This is a genomic window from Streptomyces durmitorensis, assembly GCF_023498005.1.
In the GTDB taxonomy this organism is placed as follows: Bacteria; Actinomycetota; Actinomycetes; order Streptomycetales; family Streptomycetaceae; genus Streptomyces; species Streptomyces durmitorensis.
In genome coordinates, this window is the sequence record NZ_CP097290.1 from 1 (window position 1) to 21,609 (window position 21,609).

Annotated in this window: 15 protein-coding genes; 5 read left to right on the forward strand and 10 right to left on the reverse strand. The window is 70.5% G+C overall.

Going from position 1 to position 21,609, the window contains the following annotated elements; all coding sequences use genetic code 11:
• Window positions 1–767: 767 nt before the first annotated feature.
• Window positions 768–3,272: a DEAD/DEAH box helicase gene (locus tag M4V62_RS43145; RefSeq protein ID WP_249593241.1), complete on the forward strand. Its 2,505-nt coding sequence runs from the start codon at window positions 768–770 to the stop codon at window positions 3,270–3,272.
• A 42-nt stretch (window positions 3,273–3,314) separates the two neighbouring features.
• Here the strand turns inward: M4V62_RS43145 and M4V62_RS43150 are convergent, their stop codons facing one another.
• The 3 genes from M4V62_RS43150 to M4V62_RS43160 form a co-directional block, all read right to left on the reverse strand.
• Window positions 3,315–3,704, reverse strand: coding sequence for a DUF6009 family protein (locus M4V62_RS43150; protein WP_249593242.1), 390 nt, complete (start codon window positions 3,702–3,704; stop codon window positions 3,315–3,317).
• 151 nt (window positions 3,705–3,855) lie between these two features.
• The gene (locus M4V62_RS43155; protein ID WP_249593243.1) at window positions 3,856–5,421 is read right to left on the reverse strand and encodes a DNA primase family protein; all 1,566 of its coding nucleotides are present in this window, start codon (window positions 5,419–5,421) and stop codon (window positions 3,856–3,858) included.
• Window positions 5,418–6,434 (reverse strand): bifunctional DNA primase/polymerase, encoded by a 1,017-nt coding sequence (locus tag M4V62_RS43160; protein ID WP_249593306.1) that lies wholly within the window; start codon window positions 6,432–6,434, stop codon window positions 5,418–5,420. Before M4V62_RS43160 ends, M4V62_RS43155 begins: the two co-directional genes overlap by 4 nt.
• Before the next feature lie 964 nt (window positions 6,435–7,398).
• Here M4V62_RS43160 and M4V62_RS43165 point away from each other — a divergent pair.
• The 4 genes from M4V62_RS43165 to M4V62_RS43180 are packed head-to-tail and all read left to right on the forward strand — an operon-like array spanning window position 7,399 to window position 12,316.
• Window positions 7,399–8,805, forward strand: coding sequence for a cytochrome P450 (locus M4V62_RS43165; RefSeq protein WP_249593244.1), 1,407 nt, complete (start codon window positions 7,399–7,401; stop codon window positions 8,803–8,805).
• A complete protein-coding gene (locus M4V62_RS43170; protein ID WP_249593245.1) occupies window positions 8,806–9,858 on the forward strand; it encodes a terpene synthase family protein in 1,053 nt (350 codons plus the stop codon). It abuts the gene before it with no gap.
• The gene (locus M4V62_RS43175; protein WP_249593246.1) at window positions 9,855–10,901 is read left to right on the forward strand and encodes a polyprenyl synthetase family protein; all 1,047 of its coding nucleotides are present in this window, start codon (window positions 9,855–9,857) and stop codon (window positions 10,899–10,901) included. Before M4V62_RS43170 ends, M4V62_RS43175 begins: the two co-directional genes overlap by 4 nt.
• Window positions 10,902–10,936: 35 nt before the next feature.
• A complete protein-coding gene (locus tag M4V62_RS43180; protein WP_249593247.1) occupies window positions 10,937–12,316 on the forward strand; it encodes an acyltransferase domain-containing protein in 1,380 nt (459 codons plus the stop codon).
• On the opposite strand, the gene M4V62_RS43185 is transcribed toward M4V62_RS43180, so the two are convergent.
• The 7 genes from M4V62_RS43185 to M4V62_RS43215 all read right to left on the reverse strand — a co-directional run bounded on the left by M4V62_RS43185 (window position 12,238) and on the right by M4V62_RS43215 (window position 21,432).
• Window positions 12,238–15,627 (reverse strand): type 2 lanthipeptide synthetase LanM family protein, encoded by a 3,390-nt coding sequence (locus M4V62_RS43185; protein WP_249593248.1) that lies wholly within the window; start codon window positions 15,625–15,627, stop codon window positions 12,238–12,240. The two genes, M4V62_RS43180 and M4V62_RS43185, sit on opposite strands and share 79 nt — an antisense overlap.
• 152 nt (window positions 15,628–15,779) lie before the next feature.
• Window positions 15,780–15,947, reverse strand: a complete 168-nt coding sequence (locus M4V62_RS43190) for a hypothetical protein (protein ID WP_249593249.1) — start codon at window positions 15,945–15,947, stop codon at window positions 15,780–15,782.
• A gap of 249 nt (window positions 15,948–16,196) precedes the next feature.
• Complete coding sequence (locus M4V62_RS43195) at window positions 16,197–16,379, reverse strand: DUF5302 domain-containing protein (protein WP_249593250.1); 183 nt, start codon at window positions 16,377–16,379, stop codon at window positions 16,197–16,199.
• Window positions 16,380–16,423: 44 nt separating this feature from the next.
• The gene (locus tag M4V62_RS43200) at window positions 16,424–18,562 is read right to left on the reverse strand and encodes a condensation domain-containing protein (RefSeq protein WP_249593251.1); all 2,139 of its coding nucleotides are present in this window, start codon (window positions 18,560–18,562) and stop codon (window positions 16,424–16,426) included.
• A 183-nt stretch (window positions 18,563–18,745) separates the two neighbouring features.
• Window positions 18,746–19,432 carry an acyltransferase domain-containing protein gene (locus tag M4V62_RS43205; protein ID WP_249593252.1) on the reverse strand — a complete coding sequence of 229 codons (687 nt, stop codon included), beginning with the start codon at window positions 19,430–19,432 and terminating at the stop codon, window positions 18,746–18,748.
• A gap of 45 nt (window positions 19,433–19,477) precedes the next feature.
• Entirely contained in the window at window positions 19,478–20,437 is a 960-nt protein-coding gene (locus tag M4V62_RS43210; RefSeq protein ID WP_249593253.1) for an aromatase/cyclase, read from the reverse strand.
• A gap of 173 nt (window positions 20,438–20,610) precedes the next feature.
• Complete coding sequence (locus M4V62_RS43215) at window positions 20,611–21,432, reverse strand: AfsR/SARP family transcriptional regulator (RefSeq protein WP_249593254.1); 822 nt, start codon at window positions 21,430–21,432, stop codon at window positions 20,611–20,613.
• Window positions 21,433–21,609: the final 177 nt, after the last annotated feature.

Here is a 21,609-nt window from a genome sequence, read left to right on the forward strand (position 1 = left end):
GGTACCATATCGCTGCGCGATATGCAGCGAACACCCGGGCTGTGCCCGGGTGTTGCGCTCCGCTCCGCGGGAGCGCTGGCGTGGGGCTGCGCCCCACGCTCACCCGCCTTGCTGCGCAAGGCGGGTGACACCCGTCCGCTGCGCTCCCGGAGTGCAGCGCTGCGCTCCGGCCCAGTGGGTCCGCTTCGCTCCCCCACCCAACAGCCCTTCCGGCCTCATCTCCAAAACCGTCAAGGCCCGCTACAGGAGCCAGGCTGACTACGAGGTACCGACCTGGCAGTCCGGCAGCAAAAGGTAGTGCTGATGGTGGGGCTGCGAGTAGAGGTCGGCCTCGCTCCGTAGGACTCACACTGACCAGCCGTCAGGCTGCCTTCCCGGGGGCGCCACAAGGGAACGGCAGCAAGATCCAAGCACCACTGAGAACCCCCACACGGTCGAGTGCTTCATTGTTTACGGCAAGATAGACTCTGGAATCAACCTACTCCCATCCCCCGCCGCTCAGGAATCTGCACCAAACTGGCCGGCATCTCTGCATCCCCCTGTCACCAACAGCACGTCACGCCGATGACACATCAACCCGAAAACCCCAGGCAAGCCCGATACCCACCAAGTAACACCCACCGCAACCCCAGTGACACTCTCACTCAGGTTCACACCGCCATCCGATCGTGCTCTCCGGATCTGATCGGATGGCAGGGCCCATGCTGGCCGCTCGCCCGCTGTCGCGTGGTGCCAGAGGCGCGGACCGAGGAAGAAGGCAGATCGAAATGGCAGTGAACCGACTGCGTCCCCATCAACGGGAAGCCGTGGATGCTGTCCTGCGTGCGCTCGAGGTGTCCGCGGGATCTCTGGTGCCCGAGCGGGGGCTACGGACGCAGGTGATCATGGCGACCGGGTCGGGGAAGACGAGGGTGGCGGTCCGCAGCGCGGAGGAGCTCCACGCGGGCCGTGTGCTGGTGCTCGTGCCCTCTCTGGATCTGCTTGCCCAGACTGAGGCTGCGTGGCGCGAGGGAGGCCGCCGGGGGCCGATGATCGGGGTGTCGTCGCTGCGGGGCGCGGAGGTGCCCTTCCCCAACACCACGGACGTGGACGAGTTGGTGGAGTGGACGAGGGGCCTGGACAAGGTGACCGTGTACGCCACCTATGCCAGCCTCGGTCTGGGCACATTGGAGCGGGCGCACGCTGCGGGTTTGGTGGCTTGGGACCTGATCGTCGTGGACGAAGCCCACCGGGTTTCGGGCCGGATCGGCAAGCCGTGGCTGGTCGTCCACGACAACCAGAAGATCCCCTCCCTGCGCCGCCTCTACATGACCGCCACGCCCCGGCTGTGGCAGCTCGGGGACGAGGACGAGGCCGGCGCGCCCGGCGAGCTGGTCGCGAGCATGGAAGACGACCCCGCCGGGCCCTTCGGCAGCAGAGTGTTCACCTTGACGCTCTCCGAAGCCATCGACCGTGGAATCTGTGCCCCCTACCAGGTCGTATGCGTGGACGTCACCGACACCCGGTTCCAGGCCGCGCAGCTCCTGGGCGCCGAAGGCCGGTCGGCCGAGGTCCGCGGGGTGCGGCTGGCCGCCCTGCAGACCGCGCTGGTGAAGGCGTCCGCCGAGGAGGGCTTCCGCCGCACGCTGGTGTTCCACCATGTGGTGAGGGAGGCCGAAGCGTTCGCGGCTGGCCTTCCCGGCGTCGCCGCGCAGCTGCACGCCAGCGCTCCCGAGCTGTACCCCAAGACGATCTGGGCCAACTGGCTCTGCGGCGACCACAAGCCGCTCCACCGCCGCCGCGTCCTGGGAGAGTTCGCCGACGGTATCGCCACGGACGGTACGGTCATGGAGAAGGGCTGTCTGAGCTCCGTGAAAGTCCTCGGGGAGGGTGTCGACACCAAGAACTGCGACTCCGTCTACTGGGCGGATGTACGCGGGTCCATGCCCGATCTGGTCCAGGCCGTGGGCCGGGCACTGCGGATGCAGCCAGGCGAGGGCAAGATGGCCTCACTCCTGGTGCCGGTGCTGCTCGGGCCGGGCGAGACAGCGGACAACATGCTCACCTCCCGGGCGTACGGCGGGTTGGCGAAGCTGCTGGAAGCGCTCCGGGCACACGACGCACGCGTCGTGGAGCAGCTCGCCGAACAGCAGGCCCCCAGCCACTACAAGCCCCTCAGCAAGGACGAGAGCGGGCAGAGCACGAACGGGAACAGCGGCGGCTCCGGAGCCGTCAGCGCCCCCGCCAAAGCCCTGTTGAAGTTCTCCACGCCGCGCGACCCAGCCGCCCTCGCGGCGTTCATCAACCTGCGAGTCCTCAACCCCGACCACGAGCACTGGCGGCGCGGCGTGGAAGCCGCCGTCATCTACCACCGGCTCCACGGCGACCTGCGCGTGCCCTTCACCTACCGCGTCCCAGAGGGGCAGGAGGCCGAAGCTGCCGGGTGGCCGGCCTCGCTCATGTCCTTCCCGCTGGGGCAGTGGACCGCTGACGCGCGCCGCTTCTACACCCGCGGTGAGATGGACGAGGACCGTGTCGAACAGCTGGAAAAGCTCGGCATGATCTGGTCCCACTTCGACGTCGCGTGGGCCGAGGGACTTGCCGCCGCACGCGGATGGGCGACCGAACACGGCCACCTCCTGGCACCACTGGACGCCACCTTCCAAGGCGCGAAGGTCGGCATCTGGCTGAAGAACACACGGGCCGCCGCCCGCAAGGCCCAGGAGATCGAGCGGCGGCGCTCTGAAGGGCTGCCGGTGGAGTCGTCGGCCGGGGCGCTGTCGGACGAGCGGCGCGAGCAACTGGAGGACATCGACCCCTCCTGGTGCCCGGCATGGCCCGTCACCTGGCAGCGCTGCTTCCACCTCGTCCGGCTCCACCTGGAGGCCGGCGACACACTGCCCACCACGGCGGACGAGGTCTTGCGCCAGGGCGAGGATCTGGGGCGGTGGGTGCAGTCGGTGAGGCTCGGGTGGGATCAGCTCACGGCCGTGCAGCAGTGGATGTGCGAACACGTCCTCGGCATCACACCTGCAACCGACAACGAAAAACCAAAACCACGCCGTACCCAAGCCGACAAATGGGCGCTTCACCTCGCCGCAGCCCGCCAGTTCTACCAGCGCGAGGGGCACCTACAAGTACCCAGGAAACACACCGAAACGATCACCGGCGACAACCAAGAAGAACGGGAACTCAAACTCGGAGCCTGGATCAGCAACCAACGCACCCGCGCCGCCACACTGACACCAGAACGGATCGAACAACTCACCAACATCGATATGCGCTGGACATGATCAGGGCCGGGACCGCCTTCATCCGACTCTCCTGACACCAGGTCACGAGCGGGCTGGGGCTATCTCGCCGGTGGCTTGGGACCGGGGGGTTTTTGTTCCGGTCTTGCCTGCTTTGACTGTGCGGGGGTCGATGGCTTCCAGTGGTGAGCCGACCCGGTAGGGGCATTCGGGGTCGTCGGGCCGGTTGGGGCGGTCGTGCGGCAGCAGGTAGAAGGTGCGGCGGGCGAAGAGGCCGCTGTCGGCGCTGCGGGGCGCGTTCGGTGCCAGGTTCGAGTAACCGATCATCCGGCCGTCCCGCTCGTAGCGCGGTTTGCCCTTACGGGTACTGACCTTGTCCAGGGCCTGGCGGACATAGTCGAGGTCCTCGGTGTCCTCCAGCCACACGACCTCGGCTTCCTGGACGAGATCGCCTTCCTGCGGAATCGCGCTCATCAGGCCTCCTGAGTCGTGGCGGCCGGACACCGGCCAACGGATGCGACATTCACACGGGCCTGCATCCCAGCTCTGCGAACAGCCAGCCGGACAAACAGGCATCGTCCATCGTACGGTCGACACACAACCTCAAAGGACCCGCAACGACCCATCACAACCGCCCGCCTCCATCACCGGCGGAGCTGTCGTCCGTGAGCAGCCCGAGGCCGGGGTACAGCTTGGTCGCGTTGTTCTTGATCATTTCTGCGGGTGAGGCAAGGCCGAGTTCCTGCCGGATGCGGCTGGCGAAGGCACGGCTGGTGGAAGGTCTGATTCCTTCGTCCGAGCACCAGCGCCCGTAGGTTTCATACAGCAGCTTCTGCTCGACGCGCAGATCAGAGTTGGCGCTGCGGTTCGGGTCCTTGGTGCAGCATTCGGTGAGGAAGCGGCCGACGTGATCCTCGGTGGTCTCGTAGGCGGCGGTCGCCACCCGGACGGAGGCCGGTCCGGTGAGGGAGTCGCGGGTGGCCAGGTAGCGCTTGGCCCCCTCGATCAGCCAGTGCAGGATGCCAGGCCCCTCGTCGCGGACGAGTTCGGCGGCCAGGTTGTCGATCTTCCGCTCGTCGGGCACGCTGCGCTCGAACGGGATGATCCGCATGCGCCGCCAGAACGCGTAGCCGCCGGTGCCGACTTCGGGACGGTGGTTGCCCAGGAGCCACAGCTTGTGCGTGGGGGTGAAGGTGAAGAAGTTCTGCCGCATCCGCCGGGCGGTGATGGTGTCGCCGCCGGTGAGAAGCTTGACGCGGGCCTCGTTGAACTTGTCGTTGGGCTTGAGCTCGCTGCACACCACGATGCGCCGGCCGTGGAGCTCGGTCAGTTCCGTGGAGTGCTCGGTGAACTTGCCCTTTTCCATCAAGAACCCTGGTGGGGCTGCGTTCGCGTAGTCGCCCAGGATCTGCGTCATCACCTCCAGCAGCACCGACTTGCCGTTGGCGCCCGAGCCGTAGAGGAAGGGCAGGACCTGCGCGCCGACGTCTCCGGTGATCGAGTAGCCGAGCAGCAGATGCAGGAAGCGGGTGGTCTCCAAACCCTTCGCGTCGTCCCCGAAGGTGTCGCGCAGGAAGCTCTCCCAACGCGGGATGGGCATGGCATGGGGGGCCACGAGCGTGGCCCGTGAGTGCATGTCCGTCAGCGGGTCCGGCTTGCGGAGCGTCCCTGTACGGAGGTCCACTGCCCCGGCCGGGGTGCACAGGGCGTAGATGTCGCCGTCCAGGACTTCCGGGTCCAGGCGCAGGCCGGGTGCGGCCTGTGCCTGGTAGAGGAGCGCCTTGAGTCCTGAGGTCGATTCGGAGTGCCGACGGTGCGCGGCCAGCGCGCGGTCACTGAACTGGCCCCGGGGGTCGTGCTCGGGGATCTGCTCGGCCATCTCCCCCGCTGCCCATACCGCTGCCTCGTCGCCGCCGGTCAGTTTCCAGCGGTACTCGTCCCAGCAATGCCAGCCCATGCCGATGACGTAGCGGAACTGGTCGCGGTAGAGGCGGGCGAAGAGCTTGGCGTTGCCCCGGTCGGTCAGGGAGCTGGGCATCAGCACGTCCGGGGCGGCCGCGGGAGGGTAGCGGGCATCGGTCTGCTGGGCCGGGAGGCTGGGATGCGGCTCTGGCAGCGCGAGGTCGAGGCTCTGCTGGTGGATCTGGGCGGCGGCCGCTTCGGCGTCGAAGCGTGCGGGCTCGGCGCTCATGAGCGTCCTCGTGGGTGGAGTGGGCGCTGGGCGCCCGCAGACAGAGCGGACTCGATGATCGTGAGGTTGCGGCTCTCTTGGGCGGGGCGTGCGGAGCTTGCTGCTTCCAACAGCAAGTCCTGGGCCTGGGCCTCGGGGAGGTGACCTGCTTGGACCAAGCCCCCGGCTGTGTAGGCGGCGCGGTTGAGCTTTTCGGTGAAGCTCGCTCCTTCCGGTGTGGCCGCGCAGGCGGCGACCTCGGCCAGGAGCGGGTCCAGAAGCCGCTCGGCGCCCTTCACGGAGCGGCGCCGACGGCGGGGGGCTTCGGGTGTGGCGGGCCGCCGGATCGGGGCGGGAACGTGGTGTGTGCGTACGAGTTCTGCCGCCAGCCACTGGGGCAGCGGCGCAGGGTGGCGGGCTGTTCCCACGGGGCGGTAGGTGCCTGCGGTGGTCCGGGTCGCGGGGGCCACGATGTAGCCGTTGTCGGAGCGCACATCCACCTGCCAGGCCAGCGCCATCTTCGGGCTGGACCCTGTGGAGGAGCGGTAGCGCGTGGCGGGGTGCGGGTTGCGGTACCAGATGTGCAGTCCGCCGGAGGGAGTCCGCACGCGCAGTGTTTCCGTGTCCTCCGCCGGACTTTGCTGGCCGCGGAGTGCAGCCAGCAAGGCCAGGGTGTCGAAGCCCGTGGCCAGACCGGCGAGGTTGACCTGAGGGGAGATGGGGATGCCCGGCAGGAGCCGGGATCTGTCAGGAACTTCCGCGGCATGGGCGTCCACATCAAGAACCACCAGGTCCGCGGCACCGCAGGAGACACCCACACCGAAACGCGACTGGTCATGCCACCAGGCGTCGATGCGCTCGAGGTCCGTGGTGGCGGCATGGAACCCGTGGCACCAGCGTCCGGCCTGCCTGCACGGGCAGGCCGCCGGTGCATGCCGGTCCTCCTTGCAGGCCTGGCAGTTGGCCGGCGGGACCTTCTGCTGCGGGGCCAGGGGGTGCACCGGCCAGCCGGCCTGGGCACACCACCGGGCGATCGCGTTTCCGTGCACGGCTTCGTCCGGGGCCATCGGCACGGTCGAGGGCTGGCGGGTCAACGGATCGTCCTTGTCACGTTTTGTGCCGGTCTTCAGCGGGATCAACGGGTCTGAAGGGACTGAGGTTTCGGGTTTGCGGCACGAGCGTAGCCCACAGAGGGGGGAGAGAAAGCACGCCCCTGGCGTGTCGGCTTTTTTGGGTCCCGTCAGTCCCGCAGCAGCTGGCAGCGGGCGGCTGGTTCAGTCCCGCAAGGCGAGCGCAGGTTTTGGTCCCGTTCCACAAAAGTCCTGGTCAGAGCGAGTTGAGCCTCCAGCTACGGGACTGACGGGACTGACCCTCGTAGTTATCAGCTGTTCAGGATGAAGGTCCATCAGTATGTGCGCGCGCGTGTTAGTAGTGCGTTCGTTGGGTGATAACTACCAGGCTGGGTCCCGTCAGTCCCGTGGTTTGTAAGCTCACCCCTTCTGACCTGCGCTTTCTCTTCACCTTCAGGTACGGGACCAAAGAGGCGCGGGACTGAGACCCGCTGGCTGAGGCTCCTGGGGCAACCTCCCGGGCCGTGCGGGAAGTTCAGCCCCGTTAGGCCCGCACAGAAGTTGCCCAGATGCGGCGGGGCCTGGTGCGGGTTCCGCATTTGTCTGTCGCCCCCACTCCCGGCTGCCGGGACTGCGGACTGGAGGAGCTCAGACTCGATCTTCGCCAGGGATTTTTACCGCCGCGGGTACGAAGAGAAGAAGTGGGCGAGGCAGGGAGGAAAACAATTCATCCGTGAAATGAGGATGACAGTGCTTTCGAAGCTGCGTCAACCCTGCCCGAATCGGTGGAGCACTGCTGGAACTTCACTAGAGGAAGCCAAGCAGAACGGTCCACATCCGTTGACAGCATGCATATCGGAGAGATCGGATCGCGGAGGGGAATTCCCTGCAAGCGTGTCACCTCCGACCCGGAACGAGGTACGCACCGGTGGCCACAGCACTGAACGAGTCCGCGCACACACAGCATGACCTTCCTGCCAAGGAAATCCCTGCCCTGCGAGTCAGGGACGGGCTTGGTGGAATTCGGACGTTCCGTCGCGACCAGCTCGGTTTCCTTCGCGGGGGGCTTGAGAAATTCGGGGACATCTATCGTTTCCGGCTGCTCAACATGCGTATGGTCATGCTCAATCATCCGGATTACATTCGGCATGTCCTGGTGGACAAGAGCGAGCAGTACGACAAAAACGCCGCCATTTTCCGCATAGCCAGGCCCGTCCTGCGGGACGGGCTGATTGCCACCCCCGACATGGAGCTCTGGCGTCGGCAGCGGCGGATGATGGCGCCCTACTTCACTCCGCGCACCGTGAGCAAGTTCGCTCACAACATGACGGACGAGACGACGAGCATGCTGGAGCGTTGGGAGGCCCGTCCCGAAGCAGGCCCGCCGCTGGACGTCACCGACGAGTTCGGGCAGCTCGCCCTCCGCATCGTCAGCCGGTCGCTCTTCAGTGCCGAGGTCGGCGATGCGGCTCAGGCCTTCGAGCGTGCATTCCAGCTCGCCAATACGGTCCTGGGGAAATTCTTCAGCTTTCCTTTCCCGCCGCTGAGTTTCCCCACGCCGAGCCATGTGCGGCTGCGCCGGGCCATCGACAAGATGGACGGGTTCGTCTCCCAGTTCATCCAGAAACGGCTGACCGACGAGGTCGAGGTCGGCCACGAACCGGATCTGCTCTCCTTGTTCCTGCATGCCGTGGACGAGGGAGACGGGAAGGGGATGGATCTCGAGCAGCTCCACCATGAAGTGCTCAACATATGCGTGGGAGCGTACGAAACCACCACCAATACGCTGGCGTGGGCTTTCTACCTGCTGGCACGGCACCCGGAAGTGGAGAGCAAGCTCCATGCAGAAGTGGATGGAGTGCTCGGCGACCGCACGGTGCCGGATTTCGAGGATATGCCCCGGCTGACGTACACCCGGATGATCGTTGACGAGGTGCTGCGCATCTACTCACCGGCGTACCAGCTCATGCGGCACACCCGCGAGGAAGATGTCATCGACGGATACCGGGTGCCGGCCGGTACTCAGGTCCTCGTCAACAGCTATCTGCTGCACCGCCATCCGGATTTCTGGGAGGACCCCGAGCGTTTCGATCCGGAGCGCTTCAGCCCGGAGCAGATCGCCCAGCGGCCCAAGCACGCCTACGTTCCCTTCGGCAGCGGGCCCCGCGTCTGTCTCGGCAAGCATTTCGCGCTGACCGAGATCTGCCTGGCCATGGCGACCATCGCGCGCAAGTACCGGCTGGTGACGCCCGAGGGAGCGCCCGAGGTGCTTCCCGACGCCCTGATCACCCTGCACCCCAAGAACGGCGTGCACCTTCGTCTGGAGCGGCGCTGAATGAGCACGATCAGCACGGGTGGTGCCGGCCTCGCGCACATACCCGAGATCCACTGTCCTTTCCCCTACCGGGTGAACCCGCACGCCGACCGGGCGCGCGCACACCTGGCCGCCTGGGTGCACCGCACGGGCCTGGTGAACCGCGAGTCCGCCAGGAAGCGCTTCGACCAGGCTGACTTCGGCTGGTTCGCCGCCCTCGTCTATCCCACCGCGAGTCGGCGGCACCTCGAACTGATGGCGGACTGGTTCGCCTGGCTGTTCCTGGTCGACGACCAGCTGGACGACGGCAGTGCGGGCCGCAGCCCGGCACAGATGGAGCAGATGGTCGGCGGCATGCAAGTCGTGCTGGAGTCGCCGGACTTCGGGGTGAGCCTGCTGAGCGGGCCGAACGTGCCGCCCGCGGTCGCCTCACTGGCCGAGCTGTGGCAGCGCACCGCCGTGGACGCCCCGGCTCACTGGCGCCGCCGGTTCATCCGGCATCTGCGCGACTGCCTGGTCACGGCAACGGTGTGGGAGGGCGGAAACCGGATTCGGGGCACCGTGCCCGACGAGGTGACGTACATCGAGAACAGGCGTCACACGGGCGCCATCTACGTCTGCATGGACCTGATCGACATCGTCGAGGGGCTCGACGTCCCCGAAGGCCTCTACGGCAGTGCGGAGTTCACCCTCGCCCTGGATGCCGCCTGCAACGTCGTCTGCTGGACCAACGACGTCTACTCGCTGGACAAGGAGCGCTCGCTGGGCGAGGTGCACAACATCGCCTATCTGGCGCAGCACCACCGGGGGCTGGACCGGGAGCAGGCCCTGGCCGAGGTGTGCGCGGCCACGTCCACGGAGACCGAGCGCTTCCTGACCGCCGAGAGGCAGCTGCTGTCGGCCCACCCCCAGGAGACCGGGCTGCTGGCTCCCTACGCCGCCGGGATGCGGACGTGGATCCGCGGCAACCTCGACTGGTCGAGGCGGACGAAGCGCTACCAGGCCGGGACGTCGGCGTCCTGGGCGCGTCCTGCCGACTACGTGGAGCGGGCTCTCATAGGAGTGACCCAGTGACCCTGACCCTGACCTTGGCCCCGGACACACGGGACGCGTGGGCGCTGCTGCGACGCTACCGGCAGCTCACAGGACCGCGGCTGCAGCATGCCGTGGAGCAGTTGAGCGAACCGGTGCGGACCATCGCCCGCTTCCACTTCGGCTGGTGCGACGAGAACGGCACCCCCACGCAGGACGGGTGGGGCAAGGGTGTGCGCGGCGCGCTGGTCCTGGCCAGTGCGCAGGCGGTGGGTGGCCCTGCCGACCAGGCGCTGAGCGGCGCGGCGGCGGTGGAACTGGTGCACAACTTCTCGTTGCTGCACGACGACCTGATGGACCGTGACCGTGTCCGGCGCGGCCGCCCCGCGGCCTGGACCGTCTTCGGCGAGGCCCAAGCCGTGCTGGCGGGTGACGGCCTCCTGGCTCTCGCGCTGGACACCCTGGCCTGTGCGCCGCCGCCCCCCGCGAGTGCCTCCGCGACCCAGGAACTGTGCCGGGCCCTGCTGAAGCTGGTCGCCGGCCAGGGCTCCGACCTGGCGTTCGAGAGCCGTGCGGAGGTCGGCCTGGAGGAGTGCCTGACGATGGCGGCGGGAAAGACCGCCTCGCTCCTGGCCGCCGCCTGTGCGCTCGGCGTGCTGTCCGCGGACGGGGCGCCCCACCAGGTGAGCGCTCTGCGGGGATTCGGACACCACGTGGGCATGGTCTTCCAGCTCGTCGACGACCTGTTGGGGATCTGGGGAGACACCCGCGCGACCGGCAAGGTGACCGGCGGGGACCTGCGGCGGCGCAAGAAGTCCCTGCCGGTGGTCGCGGCCCTCGCCGGGGACAGCGAGGCGGGGCGCCGCCTCGCCGAGCTCTACGCCCTGCCCGGTCCGCTGGACGACGGCGACGTCACCCGGGTTGCCCGGCTGGTCGAGGAAGCGGGCGGCCGGCAGTGGGCCGAGCGGGAGGCCGTACGGCACTGGAAGCAGGCGCAGGAGGAACTCTCCCGTGCGCGCCTGGAGCCGGAGGCGACACGAGGGCTGCTCGCCCTGGCCCGGCTGATCACCCAGCGCGACCGCTGACCGACGGCCGGACAAGAGAGGGAGAGACCGAGCTCATGAGCCGAACCGACAACATCCTGGCATCCCCGCCCCACCCCGTCCCGGAGCCGGTGGGGGCGCCCACAGGAGGGCCGGGCACCGCCTCCCCCGTCGAAGCGGGTGGAACAGGTGAAGCAGGTGAAGCAGGCCGAACAGGTGAAGCAGGCGCCCCCCGGCGGCGGTTCATCCTGCCCGTCGCCGCCGACACCGGCGAGGCACTGCGCCGAGCCGTCCGCGGCCTCGCCGGGCAGGCGCACCCGGGCGGGGCGCACCCCGAGCGGCTTGCCGTGCACGGCACGGGCGCGCACCGCGTCGTCGCCGCCGCGGACCGACCGGACCGCCTGGGGGACGAACTTCTCGCACGGCTGGACGAGAGGAGCGCACCCCACGCCGGTGAGCGCCCCGCGCTGGCCTTCCTGTTCTCGGGCGGCGGGCCGCAGTGGATCGGCACGGGCCGCGCCCTGCTGGCCGAACCCGCCTTCCGCGCCACCCTGGACGAGTGCGACCGTGCCGTGCGTGCCGTCACCGGCTGGTCCGTCATCGAGACGCTTCTGGCCGACGACGGTCAGACCCTTGTGCCCACGGACGTCCTCCAGCCGGTCCTGTTCTCCGTGCAGATCGCCCTGGCCCGCACCCTGCACGCGTGGGGGCTGAGGAGCGATCTCGTTCTCGGGGCGAGCATCGGGGACGTGGCCGCGGTCGTCGCCGCCGGTGCGCTGCCGCTGGAGGAAGGAGCGCGGCTCATCGCCACCTGGTCCCGGCTCGTGGCGGAGCGCGCGTCGGGGCACGGCACTCTGATCGTCTGCGACATGCCGCTGGAGGAAGCCGAACGTCTCAGCGCACACAGCGGCGGGCGGGTCTTCGTCGCGAGTCATCTCGCTCCCGGCCAGGTGTGCCTGTCCGGAACCCCGGACGGTGTCGCCGAGGCCGAACACGAGCTGTCCGCCCGCGGGGTCCAGACGCTGCGCACTCCCATCGACTACGCCGGGCACAGCTCCCTGCTGGCCGCCATCGGCCCCGAACTCGTACGCAGGATCGGTACGTTGCGCACCCGCCGCCCGGCTGTTCCCTACTGGTCGACGGTCACCGGCGGTTTCGTCGACGGTGCTGCGCTCGACGCGGCGTACTGGGTGCGCAACATGTGCGAACCCACCCTGCTGGAAGAGGGGGTCAGGCACCTCACGGGCCGGGGTGCGCTGCGTATCGTCGAGATTTCCCCTCACCCGGTGGCCATGTACTCCGTGCAGCAGACACTGAACGCCATCGAGGGCACACGCTCCACGGTCCTGGCCGCGTCCCACCGGGATCTGTCACCACGTCAGGGTCTGGAGGACCTGGCGGCACAACTGTGGTGCGAAGGGTTCGACGTGGACTGGAGCGCCGTCGGAACCGTGTGAGGGGGGTGCAGCAGCAGCACGGAGGGCACCTCGTCCGGGCAGGCGAACCGCAGCAACTGATGCCCCACGCCCGAGAGCCCGGTCAGCAGGCCAGGGGTCTCCGCTCGGGTCGGCGAACCGCACACCCAGTCCGACTCCGCGGCGGCATCGAGCTTCTCCCCGAGCTGCCGCATCAGCCGACCCGGCTCCGCCCGGCCGCCGCGCTCGGCGAGCAGCACGAGTTCGAGATTGCCCAGGTCGCCGTGGCACATGCTGTCGCTGCCGCGGCCGGTGAGCCGGTGCGCCCCGGTGTCCGGACCGCCGGCGGGGTCGAGCTCGCCGGGGCGCAGCGCGGCCAGGGCGTCCGCGGCCAGTTGCCGCTCGAGCCCGGCCGTCGCGGGCCGGCCGATCAGGTCGAGCCGGGACATGCCGATCCCCGCCGCCCCGTGGCACCACAGGGAGCGGAAGGGCGAGAGCGCCTCGGCCCGGAAATCGGGCCAGTTGCCGGCCTCGGGGTCGAACGCCTCCGTCTCGTACGCCAGTCCGCCTGCCACCGCTTCGGCGCAGCCCTCGTCGGGTGCGACGTCTGCGAGCCGGGCCAGGGCCGTCACGATGCCCGCCGCGCCGTGGGCGAACCCGGTGAGCGGCTGTGCACTGTCGATGTGGTGATGCTCCCAGGCCAGACCCCGCCCGGTGCCGCCGGGGACGGCGCCGGTGACCAGGTGCCGGGCGGTGCGGCGGGCGAGAGCCGCGGCGCGTCCGTCCGGGTCCTGCCCCGCCTCGACCACGGCGAGCAGGGCAAGGGCGCAGCCCGCCGAGCCGCCCACGACGTCGAACGTCTTGGTGCCGTCCAGGGCGCGCTCCGCGACGGCCAGCACCGGCTCGCGCACGGCGGCCAGATGCGGGGTACCGCCGAGCAGCCGGTCGAGGTGGGCCAGGAAGTACAGGGGCCCCATCCAGGCGCCGAACGCCCCGATGTCCTTCTCCCCGCCGGTACCGGCGCCTGCGTCGGCCGTGGCGCTCGCGCGGACGCGGCGGACCACTTCGTCGGCGACGTCCAGCGCCAGTGAGGTGAAGCGCGGGTGGCCGCTGATGAGGCCGAGCCGGGCGAGGAACAGCCCGATGCCGGACAGTCCCGAGTAGAGGTCCGCGTCGAGCGGGGCGAGGTCCCAGACGCCGTACGCCACCGGCTGGGGCGCGATCCAGCCGATCCGGCCCTCCCTGACGGTCGCCAGGCGCCGTACCCGGTCGCCGATCGAGGTGGCTGCGGCGACGAGTTCCGCGGGGTCGGCGCTGCGGGTCCGCGTCCGGCGGCGAGCGTCGGCCGGTGCCGGAGGCTGCTCCAGCAGGCTGACGTCCACACCGCCGACGAACGATCCGGCGATGATCCGTTCCTGGAGCTCCCGGTCCTCGGGGCCCATGGCCTCGATGCGGCGGCGCACGGCGCCGAGCGCGGGTTCGTCGAAGAAGCCGGGCACGCTCCGCCCGTCGTCGAGGAGGAGGTCGCGCGATCCGGGCAGCGCCTCGAACAGCGGGATGTCCCCGCGCAGCACCGCGTCCATCTCGGCGCGTACGACGGCTTCCCCGGCCGGGCCCGCGTACCGCTCGCCGCACAGCCGGGCCGTGCTGCACTCCCGGTCCAGCGCGTCCCGCAGGAAGTCCGGGTGCATGCTCTCGGTGAGCACCTTGCCGTAGACGAAGCTCGGCCTGGGCAGGAAACGCACCGGCGTGCCGGCGAAGCCCTCCAGGAGGCCGCCGGGGGCGAGGATTTCCGTACGGCGGGCGCTGATCCAGTCGTAGCCGTGGCGGAAACCGGCCAGTACGTCGGTGAGGTGGTCGGCGGCCCGGGCGGGCGTACCGTCCGGCAGTCGCGGCCGGTTCTGCGCGCCGGGCGAGCGCACGTGCTCCCACACGATGTGCACCTCGTCGGTCCCCGGGTTCTTCTCGACGGGCACCGGGGTGATCGACGGCTGGCCGTCCGCTCCGTCGAGTCCGCTGTAGTCGCCGACGGGTGCCCCGGCCGGGGCACCGTCCAGCACCACCTTGGTGGGCAGCAGCGCGGTGGCCCGCACCGACTCGCGCAAGGCGGCCAGGGCCGGTTCCTCCGGCTCCCCCTGCGGTCCGCCCGCGCCGTTGCGTGACGTCCTTCGCGGGGCACGGGGGTGCAGCAGTGCTTCGAGGTCGACGAGCACCGGGTGCTCCCCGACGGCCATGATGTTCTCCTGGTGGAAGTCGGTGCCGCGCAGCGCGTGGACCAGGGCCAGCAGCGCGCCGGTGCGCCAGTAGAAGCCGGCCACGTCCCGGGCGTTCGCGCAGGGCTGTGCACTCACGCACTCCGCCCAGCCGTGGTCCTGCCGGGTCAGCGTGCGCGGGGTGCGCAGGGTGTGTGGGCCGTCCTGGTTGAAGCGGTGCACCAGCCTGCCGAACTGCTCGTCCACGGCGAGTGATCGCGGCTTGTAGAACACCGGCGGCGCGTCGTGGAAGTCGACGCGGCACACCGAGCTTCCCCGGCGGTGGACATCGCCCTGGCCGAAGCCGACCGCCGCCACGCCGCCCGGCCTGACGCCGCACAACAGGTCCTCGCAGAGGGCTTCGAGGTCGTCGCGCAGGTGCCGGGCGAAGCGCGTACGGTCCGCGACCCAGTCGTCGAGCAGTTCCGTGACGCAGCGGGCCAGCACCGGGTACCGCGTCCACAGGCGGTGCTGTTCACCGGGTTCGGCCAGGGAGTCGACGTAGAGCTGGTAGCGGGCGGTGGAGGTCGCCCCGGACGCCAGCCGGCCCTGGACGCGGGCCAGGTTGATCTCCAGGATCATGGTGGGCTTCAGGACCACGGCGAGGCGGGTGACGGGCACGCCCGCCAGCAGGGCTTCGCCGAGACCGTCCAGTTCCGCGGGGAAGGGGCCAAGAGCGCGCAGGGCGCTGCGCAGCCGGTCCTGTGCCTGCCGTACGAGGGGTTCGGCGACGCGCAGCAGACCGGGCAGCGGCGGCGTGTCGGGCCGGTCGGGCCCTGGCCGGGCCGAGCGCACCCGGTCCGCCCAACCCGGGCGGCCGGACAAGCGGGCGGCGAGCGCCTCATGGTCCTCGCCGAGCAGCCGGTGCAGCGCGGGCGCCGTCACTCCGACCGCGCGCAGTTGGCCGGTGAAGTGTTCCTCCGGTCCCCTGAAGGCTGCCAGGGCGCGCCAGCGGGCGAGCCGGGCCGTCGCCCGTTTTGGGTCCGGCGGGTCGGCCGGCGCGGAGGGGGCGGTGAGGCGTTCTTGTACGGAGCTGGCCGCGGCCCAGAAGCCGGCGGGAAGGGAGTCCTGGTGTCCGCCGGGCGGGCTGCTGAACGGCATGGGAAGTCCTTTCCGACCGGATGGCGAGGCGGGGCCGGAGCCGGCCGGTGCGCGACGATCCGGCGCCGGATGATGCGCGGGGTGGCCGCAGTTGGGCGGCCACCCCCGGCACTTCAGCGGTCAGCCGCAGCGGTCGTCAGCCGCAGCAGTTGTCAGCCGCAGCAGTTGAAGAAGGGCTGCGTGGAGAGGGTGGAGGCGGCCACGGAGTCGCCCGTGGGGAGGTCGGCGGTGAGGTCCACTGCGCCTGCGGGGTGCCCCGGAGTCGCCGTCAGGCCCTCCTGGTACGTGGCGTCCTGCCAGACAGTCGTGGTGATGTCCATTGAATCCCCTTCGGTAGGTCGGCACTTGCAGCGCGGTGGCCGGTCCGTGGCCCGCCCCCGCTGAAATCACTGGGACGCTAGGTCGCACCGGTGGAGCGCCGGTCGAGCCGGTCTGGGACGGGGGCAGCACGGGGCAGCACGGGGGCAGCGCCTCACCGAGGAGCACCGAAGGGGGAACGAGAACGCCGTGCCCCGATACGGAGATCGGGGCACGGCGTTCTCTGCGCCATGCGCGGTGGCCGGGGGCCGTCAGCCGGTCTTGCGCCGGAAGAACCGCCTCTGACCGTCGTTGCCGCTCATGTTCTTGACTTTCAGTCGGCCCTCTTCGTGAGCCGCGCGCGCCTGCGATGTACGCGCCTTCTTCTCCAGGGCTTCCTGGAAACGGCGCTTCGCCTCCTCCTCGCTGTGGTTCGCGGGGGGCGTGTCAGCCATGGCTGCCTCCTGGCGTTCGACGACTAGTCCCGTACCCCAGGGCATCACTGTTCTCTTGAGGGCCACTCGAGTTTGGCCTCAGCCCGCCTCAAAGTTGTCTCGATCGCGTGGGCCAGCGCGTCGACCGAATCGCCGTCGGCCAGGACCACGGGCGGCGGCACACCGCCGCCTTCCGCGAGGCCCAGGGCGATGTCGCAGGCCACGGCGCCGACACCGGAGGGGCCTGCGAGCACCAGAGGACCGTCGGCGGTGCGCAGGTGGCGGCGGAGTGCCGTGACGCAGGTCCGGGCTCCGTGGTCCGCCGGGTACAGCGCCACGACGGAGTGCGCTCCGGTGGCGGCGAGGGTGAACCCGGTGAGCCAGGAGGCCGGTGTGTCCTGTGCGGTGAGAAGGCAGACGGTTCCGGTGCGGGGCCCGTCGGCGGTCCGCAGGGTGACCAGCGGAGCGCCCTGCCCGGCCGGGGGCCCGGGGCGTTCGTGCAGGAGGGGCAGGTCCGTGCCGGGCAGGCCGTCGAGGAGGTCGGCGACGTTCACCGAATCCCCCGCGATTCCCGGCAGGTCGCGCAGGAGCTGTGCGCTGTGCGACAGCAGGGCGTAGGCCCGCGCGTCGTCGAGGCGGGCACGGTCGTGCACGGACGTCAGGACCAGGCCGCCCTGGTGGTCGTGGTGGACGACGATGCCGATGGGGACCGGGGGGCGGGCGGGGACGATGTCGGGGGCGTCGACGCGGACGCCGCGCGCGGCCAGGCCGGGGCCGAGTTCGCCGAGTTCGCCGAGCTCGCCCGTGCGGTGCTCGAAGACCAGCAGGGAGTCGGCGAGTACGGCCGCCGCGTCCTTGTGCGCGTCCGGGGGTACGAGGGCGTCGGCCGGCGCCGGGCCTTCCGCGAGCCAGTCGCGTATCTGGCCCGCGGCGACCCACTCGTACCCGGACACGTCAAGGGCGCAGTCCCGCAGGGCCCCCAGCAGCCGGGACACCGGGGAGTCGGGGTCCACCTCGACGGAGACCGGCAGCGGGCTGGCGAAGGGGCCGGGAGCGCGCTCGATGTCCCCGAGGAAGACGCCGCGGCCGGAGACCGTGACGCCGAAGCGCACCCGGGCGGGCTCCGCGGCCGCGCCCGACGCGCGATGCAGGAGCATCGCCCACACCGCGTGCACGGCGACGCTCTCGGTGACGCCCTGGTGCGCCGCCCACGCGGCCAGGCGTGCCGCCTCGTCGCCGGTCAGCCGGATGCGGGTGCGTGCGGTGCCGGTCTGTCCGGTGGCGGCACCGGGTGCGGCCTGCGGCAGGCGCACCGCGGGAAGCGCCGCTTCCCGGGACCAGAAGTCCCGTGCGGCGGACGGGTCCTGGGCTCCCAGCCAGCGGACGTAGTCGCGCAGGTCGGGGCGGCGCTCGCCGCCGGGCAGGACGCCGTCGGCGCAGTAGGCGCGGTAGAACTCACGGAGCAGGGCGTGCACGCTGCGGTGGTCGAGCAGGGCGCGGTGGTAGGTGACCAGGACGTCGGTGGTCGCGGTGCCGCCCGGCGTGCCCGGGGGCGCGCCGTCGAGGAGGGCGGCGCGCAGCAGCCCGGGGCGGCGCAGGTCGAAGCCGCGTACACGCTCGTGTTCCATCAGGGCGGCGCGGCCGGGGAACGTTCCGTGCGGGTGCCGTACGACCTCCGGGCTTGCGTGGCGGTACACGGAGATCTGAGGCTGCGGATCCCAGACGAACGCGGCGCGCAGCACGGTCTCGCGGTCGAAGACGGACTGCCAGGCGGCGGTGAAACGGCTGGTGTCCAGCGGACCGTGCCAGCACCAGGCGAGCTGCTCCACGTGGTGGTCCGGGTGGTCGACGGCGTCGGCGAGGACATCGCGTTGCAGGGGGGTGGTGGCGAAGACCTCCGACGGCTGGGCCTCGGCAGTGGCGGGCGACGCCGTCGTCGTCGTGCGGCGGGTGAGCTGGTCGGCGAGAAGGCCGGCGAAGGCGGGGGCGACCGTTGCCTGCCCGGTGAAGCGGGCTGCGGTGGTCGCGGTGTCGGTGCCGAGGAGGGCGGTCGGCACGGGACCGTGCACGTCCACGACGGCCTGCCGTGCCTCGGGGGCGCCGTCGAAGGTGACCGTCACGGTCACGGCCTCCGGTTCGGGTGCGGACCCGGGGTCCGGGGTGGGGCGGGGTGCGCCGGAGGGCTGGTGGCCGTCGCTGGTCATCCGTGCACCCTCCCCTTGTCGTGTCGTGATCGGTCGTGCCGTCCGGTTGTCCGGTCGGCGCGTGCGGACGCCGCCGGCGGTTCGGCAGGACGTGTTTCGTGACGGTGCGTCAGCAGAGGAGCCGCTCGGACTCCCCTGGGAAGCGCGCAGGCGTGGGGGCCGGCGAGGAACATTGCGGCCAGATTAGACACTCAGCGAGCTGACGCCGGATTCCTCGAGCGGCCCTGAAGCGGTTCCCGATGCCATGAGCTGGTTCCAGTCGATCGCGGTGCCCCGCACCTGCAGTTGGCGGAAAGCCGCCATCCATGCCCCGGGCTCGGCGGCGACCGAGGGCGTCTCCCGGACGGGCTCGCATCGCAGGACCCTGCCGAAGCCCGCGGGGTGCGACGTCCGTGCGGTGCAGGGGCCGCCCTCCTCGGTGAGGGTCAGATGGGCGGCGTCCCGCAGACCGAGGGCTCCTGCCACGTGGGCCGCCGCGAGCGCGCCGGTGCCGTGTCCGGTGACCGCGGTGGCGTCGATGCCGAGGGCGTGCCAGAGGCGGAACAGCGCCACCTGGTATCCGAACAGCGCGGGCTTGCCGTACCGGGGGTCTTCGAGCAGTTGGGCGTCGACTCCGTGCGGGGGCGCGAACACGGCGGCGACCAGCGGTACGGGCAGACAGCAGTCCAGCGCGTCGCGCAGGGCGTCGAAGGCGGCCCGGAAGGCGGGAAACGTGCCGTACAGCGTCCTGGTCGTGGTGGGCGGGCGGCCGTCCCAGTCGGGGAACAGCACCGCGAGGTCGCCGCGGACGGCGGGCGTGGCACCCGGGCCGGCGCAGCAGGCCAGGAGTGCGGGCCGGGGGGTGTCCCGGGTGTGCGGGTCGGACTTCATGGGCCCCTCTCGAGCACTCGTGGCGAATCCGCCGCGGTACGCGGGTCACAGCACCCGGACCGCGCTCTCCGCGTGTCGCCTGGCCAGTTCGAGTACCGCCCGGTTCTCCTGCCCGATGCTCTCCCGCACGTGGCGCCGGGCCTGGGCGGTGTCCGTGCCGGCGCCGAGGACGGCCTCGATGCGGTCCGGGTCGAGGACGGCACGGTGCTGGGCGGTGACGGTCACGCTCGTCGTGTCCGGCAGGACGGACCACTCCCCGGTGTGGGCCACCAGCGGACCCGGCGGAGCGGTCTGTTTGAACACGATGCGTCCGGCGTGCGGGAAGCAGATGCGTACGGCCTGGGCGGTCCGGGCGGGCAGGGAGTCCGTCGTGTGGCTCTGCCAGTTGACCAGTTGCACACCGGGCGGGTCCTCCCGCACGTCGACGGGCGGGACCTGAGGCAGGAGCTGGGGCCAGTCCCGTACCCGGTACAGCACGTCGTAGACGAGCTCGGCGGGGCCGTTGACACGGGTGGAGTCCTCGAAGGAGAACATGAGCCCGTCGAGGTCCTTCCAGTGCTGTGCGTGGTGGCGCACACCCTCCAGGTCCGTGCGGGCCGTGGTGTCGAGGGTGCGCTCCGCCCAGGCGGCACTCGCCGGGTCGTTCCGGGCAACGGTGAAGGTGCGGTGCAGGGTCAGCCGGGTGCGCCGCTCGCCGAGGGCTTCCACGGTCCAGCTGCCGCGCATGCTCGTCAGCGGTGGTGCCGGCTGTTCCTGCCAGAAGTCCACCCGCCGCAGGTCGGACGAGAAGACCAGGCGCGTCGTCCACGAGCGGACCTGGCCCTCGGCGGTGTCCCACAGGCGGTGGCGTTCCTGCCGCCCGTCGGACTCGAGCTGTTCGACGTGCACGACGGACGGGAAGTACCGGGGCCAGTGGGCGGCATCGGCCACCAGCCCGTAGACCACGCCCGCGGGGGCGGCGATCACCACGTCGTGCTGCGCACAGCGCATCCGCTCGGCAGGCATCTGTCCGCCCTCCTCCAGGTCACAGCCCGGGGCCGGTGGCCCCATGGCGTCACGGCCCCGAGCACCGGCGGGCAGAGGCCGTTGTGCCGACTGTGTCCTGGATCACTTGAGGGCGGGACGAGGGTGCCTTGAGCGTCGCGTCCGACGGCGGGTCCCGAGGGGCGCGCGTGCGGTCAGGCGGCGAAGAGGTCGAACGTGGAGGCGCCCCGCGGGCCTGCCAGGACGTCGAGCCGGGGAGCCGTGGTGAGCATCGCCTGGTAGAGCCGCTGGAGCTGCGGTGCGGGCTCGACGCCGAGCTCCTCGCGCAGCCGAACGCACAGTCCGCGGTACGTTCCCAGAGCGTCGGCCTGCCGGCCGGAGCGGTACTGCGCCAGGATGAACTGCGCGTGCAGCCCCTCGTGCAGCGGGTGGTGCATCGTCAGCTGCCGCATCTCCCCGAGCAGTTCGGCGTGCCGGCCCAGACGCAGGTCAGCGTCGATGCGGCGCTCGGTGGTGACCAGGCGGCTCTCCTCGAGCCGTACGACCTCGATGTCGAGGACGGGGCCCAGGCGCACGTCCACCAGGGCGGACCCGTCCCACAGGTCGAGTGCCGCGCGGAACCGGTCGGAGGCGAGTGCGGCGTCACCGGCCTCGAAGGCGGTGCGTCCCTCCGCCACCCGCTGCTCGTACTGATGCACGTCGATGCAGTCCGCGGGGGTCTGCAGTACGTAGCCGCCGTGCCGGGTGGCCAGGATGTCCTTGGCGTTGCCGGGGACGTCCGGGCCCATGGCGGTGCCCAGGCGGCGGCGCAGCTGGAGGATGTAGGTCTGGAGTGTCGTGAGCGAGCTCAGTGGTGGGTCAACCGCCCATATCTCCTCCATGAGTGTCTGCACCGGCACGACACGTCCTCGATAGAGGGCCAGCAGAGAAAGGAGCTGACGTGGCTTTCCGGCCGTGGGAACGATCGATCCGCCGTTGACCTCTGCCCTCAGCGGACCCAGTACCTGAATCTTCATGTTCTCCCCCGCTCTCGGCGAGATGCGCTCAATGGGCACACACGCTTGGTTGTTTGCACGCTAGTGGGGCACAGAGCGTGCACGCTTGATTCTCCAGTTCTTCTCCAGCGGTTGTGGACGACGGAATTCGCTGAATTCCGAATGGTGTGCAATGGCTCGTCAATTGCTGGAGTGCCG

Excerpts from the sequence above, each read along its gene's own strand:
- M4V62_RS43145 (WP_249593241.1), top strand. The coding sequence starts at position 768 with ATGGCAGTGAACCGACTGCGTCCCCATCAACGGGAAGCCGTGGATGCT.
- M4V62_RS43150 (WP_249593242.1), bottom strand. The coding sequence starts at position 3,704 with ATGAGCGCGATTCCGCAGGAAGGCGATCTCGTCCAGGAAGCCGAGGTC.
- M4V62_RS43155 (WP_249593243.1), bottom strand. The coding sequence starts at position 5,421 with ATGAGCGCCGAGCCCGCACGCTTCGACGCCGAAGCGGCCGCCGCCCAG.
- M4V62_RS43170 (WP_249593245.1), top strand. The coding sequence starts at position 8,806 with ATGAGCACGATCAGCACGGGTGGTGCCGGCCTCGCGCACATACCCGAG.
- M4V62_RS43180 (WP_249593247.1), top strand. The coding sequence starts at position 10,937 with ATGAGCCGAACCGACAACATCCTGGCATCCCCGCCCCACCCCGTCCCG.
- M4V62_RS43185 (WP_249593248.1), bottom strand. The coding sequence starts at position 15,627 with ATGCCGTTCAGCAGCCCGCCCGGCGGACACCAGGACTCCCTTCCCGCC.
- M4V62_RS43190 (WP_249593249.1), bottom strand. The coding sequence starts at position 15,947 with ATGGACATCACCACGACTGTCTGGCAGGACGCCACGTACCAGGAGGGC.
- M4V62_RS43195 (WP_249593250.1), bottom strand. The coding sequence starts at position 16,379 with ATGGCTGACACGCCCCCCGCGAACCACAGCGAGGAGGAGGCGAAGCGC.
- M4V62_RS43200 (WP_249593251.1), bottom strand. The coding sequence starts at position 18,562 with ATGACCAGCGACGGCCACCAGCCCTCCGGCGCACCCCGCCCCACCCCG.
- M4V62_RS43205 (WP_249593252.1), bottom strand. The coding sequence starts at position 19,432 with ATGAAGTCCGACCCGCACACCCGGGACACCCCCCGGCCCGCACTCCTG.
- M4V62_RS43210 (WP_249593253.1), bottom strand. The coding sequence starts at position 20,437 with ATGCCTGCCGAGCGGATGCGCTGTGCGCAGCACGACGTGGTGATCGCC.
- M4V62_RS43215 (WP_249593254.1), bottom strand. The coding sequence starts at position 21,432 with ATGAAGATTCAGGTACTGGGTCCGCTGAGGGCAGAGGTCAACGGCGGA.